This window comes from Cellulomonas sp. P4_B5_2 (genome assembly GCF_056402235.1).
Genome location: NZ_JBFUHU010000073.1, coordinates 1 through 12,231, shown reverse-complemented (window position 1 = coordinate 12,231; position 12,231 = coordinate 1). Strand labels below are relative to the sequence as shown.

The 12,231-nt window shown below is 72.3% G+C and carries 11 protein-coding genes; 6 read left to right on the top strand and 5 right to left on the bottom strand.

What is annotated here, in order from left to right:
• On the top strand, window positions 1–1,266 hold a 1,266-nt coding region (locus AC1DUQ_RS07215), incomplete at its 5' end, for a CHAT domain-containing protein (protein ID WP_477073570.1).
• A 4-nt stretch (window positions 1,267–1,270) separates the two neighbouring features.
• On the opposite strand, the gene AC1DUQ_RS07210 is transcribed toward AC1DUQ_RS07215, so the two are convergent.
• The gene (locus tag AC1DUQ_RS07210; protein ID WP_477061862.1) at window positions 1,271–2,254 is read right to left on the bottom strand and encodes a magnesium transporter CorA family protein; all 984 of its coding nucleotides are present in this window, start codon (window positions 2,252–2,254) and stop codon (window positions 1,271–1,273) included.
• Between the two features lie 54 nt (window positions 2,255–2,308).
• Complete coding sequence (locus AC1DUQ_RS07205) at window positions 2,309–3,304, bottom strand: glycosyltransferase family 4 protein (RefSeq protein ID WP_477061863.1); 996 nt, start codon at window positions 3,302–3,304, stop codon at window positions 2,309–2,311.
• Window positions 3,305–3,508: 204 nt separating this feature from the next.
• Between AC1DUQ_RS07205 and AC1DUQ_RS07200 the strand changes: the two genes are divergently transcribed.
• Genes AC1DUQ_RS07200 through AC1DUQ_RS07190 form a run of 3 tightly spaced genes read left to right on the top strand, consistent with a single transcriptional unit; the run spans window position 3,509 to window position 7,082 of the window.
• Entirely contained in the window at window positions 3,509–4,639 is a 1,131-nt protein-coding gene (locus tag AC1DUQ_RS07200; protein ID WP_477061864.1) for a glycosyltransferase, read from the top strand.
• A gap of 14 nt (window positions 4,640–4,653) precedes the next feature.
• Entirely contained in the window at window positions 4,654–5,655 is a 1,002-nt protein-coding gene (locus AC1DUQ_RS07195) for a glycosyltransferase (RefSeq protein ID WP_477061865.1), read from the top strand.
• Window positions 5,652–7,082: a glycoside hydrolase family 130 protein gene (locus tag AC1DUQ_RS07190; RefSeq protein WP_477073569.1), complete on the top strand. Its 1,431-nt coding sequence runs from the start codon at window positions 5,652–5,654 to the stop codon at window positions 7,080–7,082. The genes AC1DUQ_RS07195 and AC1DUQ_RS07190 overlap by 4 nt, the downstream gene beginning before the upstream one ends.
• Window positions 7,083–7,085: 3 nt before the next feature.
• On the opposite strand, the gene AC1DUQ_RS07185 is transcribed toward AC1DUQ_RS07190, so the two are convergent.
• The 3 genes from AC1DUQ_RS07185 to AC1DUQ_RS07175 all read right to left on the bottom strand — a co-directional run bounded on the left by AC1DUQ_RS07185 (window position 7,086) and on the right by AC1DUQ_RS07175 (window position 8,666).
• On the bottom strand, window positions 7,086–7,472 hold the full coding sequence (locus AC1DUQ_RS07185; RefSeq protein ID WP_477061867.1) for a RidA family protein: 387 nt from the start codon (window positions 7,470–7,472) through the stop codon (window positions 7,086–7,088).
• Window positions 7,473–7,539: 67 nt separating this feature from the next.
• Entirely contained in the window at window positions 7,540–8,034 is a 495-nt protein-coding gene (locus tag AC1DUQ_RS07180; protein WP_477073568.1) for a CD225/dispanin family protein, read from the bottom strand.
• Between the two features lie 68 nt (window positions 8,035–8,102).
• Window positions 8,103–8,666: a TetR/AcrR family transcriptional regulator gene (locus AC1DUQ_RS07175; RefSeq protein ID WP_477061869.1), complete on the bottom strand. Its 564-nt coding sequence runs from the start codon at window positions 8,664–8,666 to the stop codon at window positions 8,103–8,105.
• Window positions 8,667–8,720: 54 nt separating this feature from the next.
• On the opposite strand from AC1DUQ_RS07175, the gene AC1DUQ_RS07170 reads away from it, so the two are divergent.
• Both AC1DUQ_RS07170 and AC1DUQ_RS07165 read left to right on the top strand, forming a co-directional pair.
• Entirely contained in the window at window positions 8,721–10,361 is a 1,641-nt protein-coding gene (locus AC1DUQ_RS07170; protein ID WP_477073567.1) for an FAD-binding protein, read from the top strand.
• 278 nt (window positions 10,362–10,639) lie between these two features.
• Window positions 10,640–12,231 (top strand): glycosyltransferase family 2 protein (locus AC1DUQ_RS07165; protein ID WP_477073566.1); only part of this gene is annotated, 1,592 nt, incomplete at its 3' end.

Here is a 12,231-nt window from a genome sequence, read left to right as displayed (position 1 = left end):
CTGCTCGGCAGGGAGCTCGCGGGGGCGGGGCTCGCAGACGCTCTCGCGACGGGCAGACCGGCCGAGGTGTTCGCGTGGGCGGAGCTGGCGCGCGCGCAGGCGATGCTCACCCGGCCGGCGGTCCTCGGCGACGAGGACGAGGGTGCCTGGCGGGACCTGCGTGCCCTCGGCGTCGCCCTGGCCCGGGCGGAGCTCGACGGGCGCCCCACGGCCCAGCTGCGGCAGCGCCGGTCCCGCCTCGGCGGTGAGCTCCGTCGACGGACGTGGGCGGCACCCGGCACGGGCGTGACGCAGCGCTCCGCCTCCTTGTCGCGCGTGCAGGCGGCCCTGGAGGGTGCCGCGTTGGTGGTCTACGTGGAGAGTGCAGGGGTGCTGCGGGCCCTCGTCGCCACCCGGTCCCGGGCGCGTCTCGTGACGCTGGGGCCGCTGGACGAGGCGCAGGAGGCGACCGCACGGCTGCGGGCGGATCTCGACGTCCTCGCCGGGGGGCTGCCCGCGGACCTGCGCTCGGGCGTGCGCGCGGCCGGAGCGGCGGACGCGGCCGCGCTCAGTGGACGGATCCTCGACCCGATCCTGCCCGTGCTGGGAGACCGCGACCTCGTCGTCGTCCCGACGGGAGGTCTGCTCACCGTGCCGTGGTCAGCCCTGCCGGCGACGCACGGGCGTCCCGTGACGGTCGCCGTCTCGGCGAGCAGCTGGCTCGACCGTTCCGCAGCAGGGCCGTCCGGTCGGCCGAGCGTCCTGGTCGCCGGGCCGGGGACGTCGCGGGGCGAGGCCGAGGTGGTGGCGATCGCGGACCTGCTTCACGCCGCGCAGCGACCGGCGACTCGGCTCGTGGGCGAGCGGGCGACCGTGGATGCGACCCGCGCGGCACTGTCTGACGCGGGGGTGGTGCACGTCGCCGCGCACGGCCGGCACGAGGTGGACAACCCGCTCTTCTCCAGCCTGGAGCTGGCCGACGGTCCGCTGATGGGTTACGACCTGCTGCGGCTGCCGCACCCGCCGGAGCTCGTCGTGCTCTCCTGCTGCGACCTGGGCCTGCACGACACGCGACCGGGCGACGAGTCGCTCGGCACCGCGAGCGCCCTGCTCGCCTCCGGCTCGCGCACGGTGATCGCCAGCGTGACTCGCGAGACCGACGACGCGGCCCTTCCCCTCATGGTCGACCTGCACGCCCGTCTGCTCGCGGGTGTTCGCCCGGCGACCGCTCTGGCCGCCGCCGGGGCCGCCGACGCCACCGGCTTCGTGTGCTTCGGATCAGGCTGACGCACTACCACCAGCCCTGCCGCTTGGCCCACCACAGCAGGCCGCCCGACATCGCGATCATCACGGTCAGGGCCACGACCAGCGGAACGACGGTCGTGCTCTGGTTGACGATGAGGTTCATCCCGAGCACCGACGCGAGGGCCGTGATCGGCAGGGTGACCACGGCGATGACGGCGAGCCGCTCGGCCGCGATCGTCATCTTGGTCTCGGTGCGGGCTCGGTAGAACTCGATCACGCCCTGCAGGTAGTCCTTCTCCTCGGCGGCGAGGCCCGCGATCCGGTCGAACTGGTCGACGAGGTCCCCGACGAGGTGGCGGCTCTCCTCCGGCACCGCGCGTTGCAGGCCGGCCACCCGGCGGTAGATCTCGGCGGTCTGCGCGGCGATCGTCCGGACGGCCAGCAGACCGTGGCGCGTGCGGAACATCTCGTCGAGGAACTTCTCCGGATCGTCGTAGGCGCCGGCCGTCACCCGCCGCTCGAGCTCCCACACGTCGGCGGTGAGCTCCTCGACGAACTTCTCCATCCGCCGGGTGAGCGTCGAGACGATGGCGTGCGAGATGTCGAAGGACGTCCGGGGGCGCAGCCGCCCGGCACGGATCCGTTCCAGCACCTCCCGGGTGTCCCGCAGCGCCACGTCCGGCGGCACCGCGGGGTTGACCGGTCCGTGCACGGTGACCAGGTAGCGCGGGCCGATCACGCGGTCGAGCTCGACGTGGTGCACGTGGCCGCCCTCGCCGCGCTCGGGTGCGTGCAGGACGAGGAAGAGCGAGTCGGGGTAGGCGTGCACCTTGGGCAGCCGGTTGCGCACCTCGCAGTCGTGCACCGCGAGCGGGTGCAGCCCGAACACCCGCGTCAGCACGTCCTGCGCCTCCGCGTCCCAGGTGGGGATGTCGACCCAGACCAGCCCGACGCGTGCCGCGAGCAGGGCGGGCAGCTCGTCGACCGAGCACTCGCGTACGCCGTCGTCGGTGAGGTGGTGCACGTCCACTGTCGGCCTCCCGTCCTCCCGCCATCATGCTGCGGTCGGGCGCGCGTCGCGCCCTCAGCCCGCGACGGCCCGGAACAACCGCTCGTAGTCAGCGACCATGCGCGCCGCGCTGAACCGGCTCTCGGCCTCGCCTCGGCACTCGTGCCGGTCGATCGAGGGCAGGCGGCCGACGGCAGCGACCGCCTGGTCGGCACCGGCGACGAGGAACCCGGTCACGCCGTCACGGATCAGCTCGGGCAGAGACCCGCGCGGTGTCGCGACGACCGGGGTACCGGCCGCGAGCGCCTCGACCACCGAGAGACCGAACGGCTCCTCGAAGTCGATCAGGTGCAGGAGGGCGACGGCACCGCCCAGCAGGCGGTCCCGCTCCGCAGGCCCGACGGATCCCACGAAGCGCACCCGGGACCCGTCGACGAACGGCTCGACGAGCGTCCGGAAGTACGCCTCGTCGTGCACCACACCGGCGATGACGAGGGGCAGGCCGGAACGGCGGGCGACCTCGACCGCCACGTGAGCGCCCTTGTCGGGATGGATGCGACCGAGGAACAGCAGGTACCCGCCGTCGCCGGGACCGGGCGTGAACTGCGTGAGGTCCAGACCGTGGTGGATCGTCGCGTCGTAGGTGAGGTCCGGGTGCCGGTTCGCGTCGCTGATCGAGACGTAGTGCGCGATGTCGTCGTAGGCGCGGTAGACCGGCAGGATCCGTTCCGACGAGAAGCCGTGGATCGTGGTCACCACTGGGGTGTCGACGAGCCGGCTGTAGCTGAGGGGCAGGAAGTCGAACTGGTTGGAGATGACGTCGAACTCGGCGGCCTGCTCGAACACCGCCGCGATGTGCAGCGACTCGCACACCTTCACGTCGATGGACGGGTCCTCCTCGTACCCGGCCGGGGCCTCGGCATGCAGCCGGGCACGGGTGAGTGAGTCGGCGGTGGCGAACAGGGTGACGTCGTGACCGCGCGCCACCAAACCCTCGGTGAGGGTCGAGGCCACCTGCTCCCACGGCCCGTAGGAGCGGGGTGGCGTGCGGTGCGCGATCGAGGCGAGCACGGCGATCTTGACGGGGTGCCTCCACGGCTGGGGAGGTCGGACGTCACGGGGGCCGCCTGACCTCGGCTGGTATCCTAGCGATGCGGCGCCAGGCCCGGCTGTGAGCACGACCGGCGGGCCAGGACGCCCGGGGATGTCGATCAGGCCCCGCCCGAGGTCGGTAGCGCACTCCGCTGCGATGCACCATCAGTGCGAAGGGCCTCCATGGCCATCAGGTTCGGCGTCCTCTCCACCTTTCCTCCCACGCAGTGCGGCCTCGCCACGTTCTCGTCCGCGCTCGCCACCCACCTGGTCGAGGCCGGTGCCGACGTGTCGGTGGTGCGCGTGGTGGACTCCCTGCAGCCCCCGGTGCCGCTCGTCTCGCACCAGCTGGTGACGGGGAAGCCCGACGAGGCACGGGACGCGGCGGCGGCGCTCAACGCCTGCGACGTGGCCCTCGTCCAGCACGAGTACGGGATCTTCGGCGGTCCGGACGGCGCGGACGTGCTCGATGTGCTCGCGCGCGTCCGCGTGCCGGTGATCACCGTGCTGCACACCGTGCTGGCCGACCCGACGGCGCACCAGCACGAGGTGCTTGCCCGGGTGGTCGCCGCGTCGTCCGTCACCGTGACGATGACCGAGGCGGGCCGCCAGCGACTCATCGCCGGCTGGGGCGTCGACCCCGACTCCGTGACGGTCATCGCCCACGGCGCCCGGGACAACCACGCCCAGGACGAGCTCGTCACCCCGGCGCGGACGGCTCCCACGGTGCTGACGTGGGGGCTGCTCGGCGAGGGCAAGGGGATCGAGTGGGCGCTCGAGGCGCTGGCGGGCCTGTCCGACCTGCGACCGCGTCCCACCTACCAGATCGTCGGCCAGACCCACCCCAAGGTGCTCGAGCGCAGCGGCGAGGCCTACCGCCACCGCCTGGAGCGGCTGGTCGACCGGCTCGGCCTCGGCGCCGTGGTGCAGTTCGACGACCGCTACCTGGACGTCCCGACGCTGCAGCGGATCGTGGCGGCCGCCGACGTCGTGCTGCTGCCCTACGACTCGCCCGACCAGGTCACCTCCGGCGTCCTGACCGAGGCGGTCGTCGCCGGCAAGCCGGTGGTGTCGACGGCGTTCCCGCACGCGGTCGAGCTGCTGTCCGGCGGCGCGGGCATCCTCGTCCCGCGTCGGGATCCGGCCGCGATCGGGGCCGGACTTCGCAGGGTGCTCACCGAGCCCGGGCTGGCCGACTCGATGTCGGCCGTCTCCCGCGGTCTGGCGCCCGGCCTGTCGTGGACCGCGGTCGCGGGCCAGTACCTCGGGCTCGGCGACGAGCTGGTGCACGCGCGCACCCGGTCGGCCGCGTGATGTACCCGGCACCGGTGTTCGATCACCTGGCCCACCTCAGCACGCCGATCGGCCTCTTCGAGCACGCCTTGCTCACCGAGCCGCGGCCTGAGCACGGCTACTGCCTCGACGACGTCGCCCGGGGCCTCGTCGTGACGTCGCGCCAGCTGCGTCCGTCCCCCCAGGTGGACGAGCTCGCGGCGACCTACCTGCGGTTCACGCTCTTCGCCCAGGACGGCCTCGGGCGGTTCCACAACCGCCGGGACCTCTCCGGCCGCTGGACCGACGCCGCGACCGCCGAGGACCACTGGGGGCGTGCCCTGTGGGCGCTGGGCACGGCAGCCGGTGCGACGCGTGACCCTCGCGTGCGGCGGGCGGCGCTCGACGCGGCCGTGGTCGGCATGCGCCAGCGTTCGCCCTGGTGGCACGCCATGGCGTACGCGGCGCTCGGCGCTGCCGAGGTGCTCGCGGTCGTGCCGGGGGAGCCGGCCGCCCGCGCGCTGCTGGTGGATGCCCGGACCGTGCTCGCACGACCCGCCACCGACCCGGCGTGGCCGTGGCCGGACGAGCGGCTCAGCTACGCCAACGCCGTGCTCCCCGAGGCCCTGATCGCGCTCGGCGCGGCGCTGGACGACGGCGCCACCGTCCAGCGCGGGCTCGACCTCCTGCACTGGCTCGTCGCGCAGGAGACGCACGACGACCACCTGTCCCTCACGCCTGCGGGCGGTCGGCTGGACGGTGACGAGCGTCCCGGCTTCGACCAGCAGCCCATCGAGGTCGCTGCGCTGGCGGAGGCGTGCTGGCGGGCGTTCCGGGCGACACGCCAGGAGGTCTGGCTGACGTACCTCGGCCGCTGCGTGGGGTGGTTCCTGGGCGACAACGACAGTGGCGCGACGCTCTACGACGCGCTGTCGGGCGGCGGGTTCGACGGGCTCCACGCGGTCGGGGTGAACCAGAACCAGGGCGCAGAGTCGACCCTCGCCGCGCTGTCGACCCTCCAGCTCGGTCGGCTCTCTCTCGTGCAGGCGGTCGCATGACCCTCGTCGACGCGCGTCCCCTGCTGCAGCGGACGCCGCACGTGCTGCGCCCGGACCCGTCGCGGGTGGTGAGCACCCCTTTCCTCCCGGGCGAGGAGATCCACGGCGCAGGCCTGTCGCGTCGCGCGGTCGTGCTGGCGCGCCTGCTGGCGCTCCCCGACGACCAGGTGGACGCCGCACTGATCGACGTCCTGACCTCGTTCAGCGCTCGTCATGACGACCTGGTCGGGCTCCTGGACGAGAGGTTCGCGCTGGTCGCGCGGCACGTCGAGGGCGCGGACGGCCTGTCGCTCGAGCGGCGCCGGCTGATCGGTGCCTGCATGAGCCAGGAGTACGCGATCGAGTCGGCCGCACTGTTCAACCCGTCGATGGTGGCGCACCCCGACCAGAGCGGTCTGCCGGCGGGCTCGACGCGGTTCGTCATGAGCGTCCGAGGCGTCGGTGAGGGGCACGTCTCCTGCGTGGAGCTGCGCACCGGTGTGGTCGACGCCGCGGACGTCGTCACCTTCGACGCCCCCGGACCCACGACGTCGGTGCCGGTCCGCCACGRCATCGAGCACGCCCGGGACGAGCTGCTGCGGCAGAACGAGGAGCTCGCCGGGGACCCCGCGGACGCCGCCGCCCGGCTGCGCTCCCTGCCGGCGTCGTTCACGGCGGCCGAGGTCGAGGGCAGCCCGCGCCTCGCGTGGCTCGCGTCCTGCTCGTACGACACGACGTTCCCGACCGCGAGCTCGGTCGACTCCCGAGTGCTCCTGCCGGGCAGCCCTGCCGAGCGCAACGGGATCGAGGACCTCCGGCTGGTCGAGGTGGAGCACACCGAGGGCCAGCGCGGCTACCTGGGCACCTACACCGCGTTCGACGGCGAGTCGGTGGCGCCGCACCTGGTCGCGACCGACGACTTCGCCACGTTCCGCATGCGCCGGCTGTCCGGGCCCGGCGCGAAGAACAAGGGCATGGCGCTCTTCCCGCGCCGTGTCGGCGGGCAGTACCTCGCCCTGTCGCGGTGGGACCGCGAGAGCAACTCGCTCGCGGCGTCCACCGACCTGCTGCACTGGGAGGACCTGGGCACCCTCAGCGCGCCCGTGTGGGCCTGGGAGATCATCCAGGTCGGGAACTGCGGGTCGCCGATCGAGACGCCCGAGGGCTGGCTCGTGCTCACGCACGGCGTCGGTCCGATGCGCCAGTACGGGATCGGCGCGATGCTCCTCGACCTCGACGAGCCCCGCCGCGTGCGGGGCAGCCTCCGGTCGCCGCTGCTCACGCCGACGGCCGACGAGCGCGACGGGTACGTGCCGAACGTGGTCTACACGTGCGGGGCGCTGCTGCACGGGGACACGCTCGTCCTGCCGTACGGCTGCAGCGACGCAGCCATCCGGGTGGCGCTGGTGGACGTCCCGCAGGTCCTGGCGCAGATCCTCGCCGGGTGAGGGCTACCCGCCGGACACCGCGGCGATGGCCTCGATGGAGACGAGCAGGCCGCGCGGGAGGATCACGTTGGCGGGTGCGGACCGCGCCGGCGGCGGGGTGGGCATGTGCCGGGCGTACACCGCGTTGAGCGCGCCGAAGTCGGCCACGTCGGCGTAGAAGATCGTGGTCTTCACCAGGTCGTCCATCGACGAGCCCGCCGCCTCGAGCGTCGCCGCGAGGTTGCGCAGGGCCAGGTCGGTCTGCGCCTCGATGCCGTCGGGGATCTCGCCGGTCACCGGGTCGATCCCCGCCGTGCCCGAGCAGAACACGAACCCGCCCGCGACGATCGCCTGGCTGTAGGGACCGAGTGCTGCGGGCGCTGCGTCGGTGTGCACGCTCTGTCGGGTCATGGCGTCTCCTGGGCTCGTCGGACGGACGCTCGCCATCGTCCTCCGCGTGCCCGGGAGACGGGAGGGGTTACTCGTCCGGGCCGCGGCGGTCGGGCATGCCCGGGCCCGTCGAGCCGTCGGGCATCTCGAACGACCAGTCGGGTCCGCGATGCCAGTCCCCGTCGTCGACGGCGTCGCGGATCGCGACCGCGGCCACCACCGCCCAGAGGATCGAGAGGAGCACCGACGCAGCGATCAGGGCCGCTCCGACGCAGACGCTGATGATTCCCCACCTGCGGGCGTTTGCCGACTCCCGCTGGGCGACCTCGGTGKCGGCGGCGCCGAACGCGCGGGCGGCGCGGTGCGAGGCCAGGAGCGCGGGGATGCCCGTCGGCCAGAACAGGATCATGCCCGCGATCACCCAGCCGACCGGCGCGGACGGCTCCGGGGGCCGCGGCGGGACGGGTGGCCCGGGGACGTACTGCGCAGGCGGTGGCGGGGGAGCGGGGGCCGGGATCGGTCTGGTCGCGGGGGCGCCTGCGAGCGGATCAGGGGTGGCGCTGGGACTCGGCTCGGTGGTCATGGTTCCTCCCGTGCGACGCGACTGTGCACTCCACCGTAGGACTGTCGCCTGGGAGGCGGCTGTGCCTGTCAGGGCAGCAGCAGCGGGCGCAGCAGGACGAGCGCCTGGTCCACGGACTCCTTCGCCTGCGCGGCCCCCAGGGACGTCGCCACCACGCCGTAGACCATGCGCTGCGCCAGGAGGACGTCCGCGACGCTCAGCCGCGGACTGGCCAGCCCCGCGGCCTGCGCACGCGGCAGCGTCGCGGCGACGAACGCCGGCAGGCGTTCGCCGATGTCGGTCTCCGGCAGGTTGCGGCGGGCGTCGAGGAACATCTCCACGAAGGCGGACTCCTCGACGGTGAGCTCCACGAGCCGCGACCAGAGGCGGACGAACGCGTCGTCGTCGGGCGACGCGGCGATCGCCTCGAGCTCGGCCAGGTGCTCCTCGAACACCGCGAACGCCAGGTCGAGCCGGGTCGGGAAGTGCCGGTACAGCACGCCCTGGCCGACGCCGGCGCTCTGCGCGATGGCGCTCAGCGGCGCGTGGTAGCCGCGGTCGGCGAACACCCGGCGGGCGGCGTCCAGGATGGCGCGCCGGTTCTCCGGCGCGGCGGCCGGCCCTCGGTTGCTTGTGCGCGACGGCGTGGGCATGATGGCATCCTAGACATCCGGACAGTGTTGTCCGGTTACCCGAAGGAGCACTCGATGCCGGATCTCTTCGACCACACCTACGACGTCGTCGTCGTGGGCTCCGGCGGCGCGGGGTTCGCCGCAGCCATGGGCGCCGCCGACGAGGGGCTGAGCGTGCTCATGCTCGAGTCCACCGACAAGTGGGGCGGGAGCACCGCGATGTCGGGCGGCGGCCTGTGGCTGCCGAACAGCCCGGTCATGCAGCGTGCGGGCGCGGGCGACTCGCGCGAGGAGGCGCTGACCTACCTGGAGGCGACCGTCGGCGACGACYACCGGGCCACCTCGCGGGAGCGCAAGGAGGCATTCGTCGACGGTGTCGCGGACTTCGTCACCACCGCCGAGAAGTACGGCATGCGCTTTGCCCGCGCCGCCGACTACCCGGACTACTACCCGGAGCTGCCCGGCGGGAAGATCGGCCGGGCCGTCGAGGTCGAGCCGTTCGACGCCAGGAAGATCGGCGCGTGGTGGCGGTCCACCCGGGCGATGATGCCCCTGCCGCTCAAGACGGACGACGTCTGGCTCCTCGGGCGCTCCTGGTCGACGCCCTCGGGGTTCGTGCGCGGAGCCCAGTTCGTCTTCCGCACCCTCGGCGGGGCGGTGCGCGGCAAGAAGCTCGTCGGCACGGGCGCGGCGCTGGCGTGCTCCTTCCTCGACATCGTGGTGCAGAAGCAGCGCACCCCGCTGTGGCTGAACGCCCCGCTCGAGGACCTCGTGGTCGAGGGCGGCCGCGTGGTCGGTGTCCGCACCACGCAGGGGGGCAGGACGGTGTCGATCCGCGCGAACCGCGGCGTGGTCCTCGCCGCGGGCGGGTTCGACCACAACACCGTCCTGCGGCAGAAGTACCAGGGGATCGACGGCAACCCGTCCGGCAACCCGGGCAACCTCGGGGCGACGCTGGACCTCACCAACGAGCTCGGCGCCGCGGTCGAGCTCATGGACGACGCGTGGTGGGGCGCCTCGGTCGCTCCTGCGCCGGGTGCGAGCCCGGGGTTCCTCGTCGGCGAGCGCTCGATGCCGTACTCGATCCTGGTGGACTCCGAGGGGGACCGCTTCGCCAACGAGTCCGAGTCATACGTCGACCTCGGCCACCACATGCTCGAGCACGACAGGGACGGGACCTTCTGGATCGTCGCCGACACCCGCCACGCCCGTCGGTACCTGCGCAGCTACGCCATGGACCCGCGCGCCACCAAGGCCATGGCGGAGGCCGGCACGATGGTCAAGGCGGCGACCCCGGCAGAGCTGGCCGCGAAGATGGGCATCGACCCCGAGCGGCTGCGGGCGACGTTCGAGCGGTTCAACGGGTTCGCCCGGTCCGGCGTCGACGCCGACTTCGGCCGCGGCAACTCGGCGTACGACCGCTACTACGGCGACCCGACCGTGCACCCGAACCCGTGCCTGGGCCCGTTGGAGAAGGGGCCGTTCACGGCGTTCCAGGTGGTCGTCGGTGACCTGGGGACCAAGGGCGGGGTGGTGACCGACGCGGACGCCCGCGTGCTGCGCGAGGACGGCTCCGTCATCGAGGGGCTGTACTCGGCCGGGAACAACTCCGCCTCGGTCATGGGTCGGACCTACCCGGGGCCCGGGTCGACCATCGGACCCGCCACGGTGTTCGGCCTGCGCGCTGCCCGGCACATGGGTCGCGACCGCAGCTGAGTCCCACGCGCCTGTCGCACGGACGTGCGTCCATGTCATCTCGTGGAACGAGATCTCATCCTGTGACATCCCGCACGATGCCATTTGTGGACAGACCCCCACACACTCCGTAGCGTCTTGCGACAACGAAGGCGGCGGCGCCTGTTCGAGATCCGGTCACCCGGACCTCGACGGCCGTCGCCTTCCGTGCTCCTGGCGCCAGCGTCGCCGTCACACCGGTCAGGTGGACCCGTGAGTCCACCCGGCCGTCCGACCGGACGACCGAAGGGTGCGACCCCATGGCAACGACGTTCGACAAGCTCCTCCTGGAACCTCGACGCACCGAGCAGCTCTCCATCAAGCCCACCCGCACCGCCGAGAACGACTCGGCCCAGAGCCCGTCTCTGATGCTCCTCGTCCTGCTCGCCTGCGCGGGCGTGATCATCTACGCGGTCTTCCTGCTCAACCCGGCCAACCGGGGCGACTGGCTGCCGTACACGCTGGTCATGGTGGCCGAGTCCGTGCTCGTGGCGCACGCCCTGCTGGCGATGTGGACCGTGCTGTCCAGTGGGCACAACCCGCGCGGCTTCGCGTTCCACCACGCCCAGGACCGGCTCTACGACCTCGCGGAGATCATCCGCGACGGCACGGAGAAGGACCCGCAGTCGTGGCGCATGTACCTGCAGGAGTGGCCCATCAGCGTCGACGTCTTCATCACGACGTACGGCGAGGATCTCGCCACCATCCGACGGACGGTGTCCGCGGCGGTCGCGATGCAGGGCCGGCACGACACCTGGATCCTGGACGACGGCCGGTCCGACGCGGTCCGCGACCTCGCGGCCCAGCTCGGGGCGCGCTACGTCCGACGGCTGTCGAGCAACGGCGCCAAGGCGGGGAACATCAACCACGCCCTGTCGATCGCCAAAGGTGACTTCTTCGTCATCTTCGACGCCGACTTCGTGCCGCTGCCGCAGTTCCTGCACGAGACCGTGCCGTTCTTCGCCACCGACGACGTCGCCTTCGTGCAGACGCCGCAGGTGTACGGCAACCTCGACACCGTCATCTCCAAGGGCGCCGGCTACATGCAGTCGGTGTTCTACAAGTTCATCCAGCCCGGCCGGAACCGGTTCAACGCCGCGTTCTCCGTGGGCACCAACGTCATCTACCGGCGCGCGGCCGCCGACTCGATCGGTGGCATCTACTCCGACTCCAAGTCGGAGGACGTGTGGACGTCGCTCATGCTCCACGAGAACGGCTGGCGGACGGTCTACATCCCGACCGAGCTGGCCGTGGGGGACACGCCGGAGACCGTCGAGGCGTACACCAAGCAGCAGCTGCGCTGGGCGACCGGCGGCTTCGAGATCATGCTCACCCACAACCCGCTGTCGCCGAAGCGCAACCTGACCATGGACCAGCGGCTGCAGTACCTGGTGACGTCGACCCACTACCTCACGGGTATCGCGCCCCTGCTGCTGATCCTGGTGCCGCCGCTGCAGATCTACTTCAACCTGACGCCGATGAACCTGACCATCACCCCGCTCACGTGGCTGCTCTACTACGCGGGCTTCTACGTGATGCAGATCCTCGTCGCGTTCTACACGCTGGGCTCGTTCCGGTGGCAGGTGCTCCTGCTCGCCGCCGTGTCGTTCCCGATCTACACCCGCGCCCTCGTCAACGCCGTGCTGCGCAAGGACCAGAAGTGGCACGTGACCGGCCAGAAGGGCGCCTACCGGTCGCCGTTCGCGTTCATGATGCCGCAGGTCCTGTTCTTCCAGTTCCTGCTCCTCACCACGGTCGTCGGGGTGTGGAAGGACCTGAGCAACGGCTACCCGAGCCTCGCCGTCGCGTGGAACGCCACCAACACCCTGATCCTCGGCGGCTTCGTCGTCAC

Coding starts and splice junctions, on each gene's coding strand:
- AC1DUQ_RS07185 (WP_477061867.1), bottom strand. CDS start 7,472: ATGACCCGACAGAGCGTGCACACCGACGCAGCGCCCGCAGCACTCGGT.
- AC1DUQ_RS07175 (WP_477061869.1), bottom strand. CDS start 8,666: ATGCCCACGCCGTCGCGCACAAGCAACCGAGGGCCGGCCGCCGCGCCG.
- AC1DUQ_RS07200 (WP_477061864.1), top strand. CDS start 3,509: ATGGCCATCAGGTTCGGCGTCCTCTCCACCTTTCCTCCCACGCAGTGC.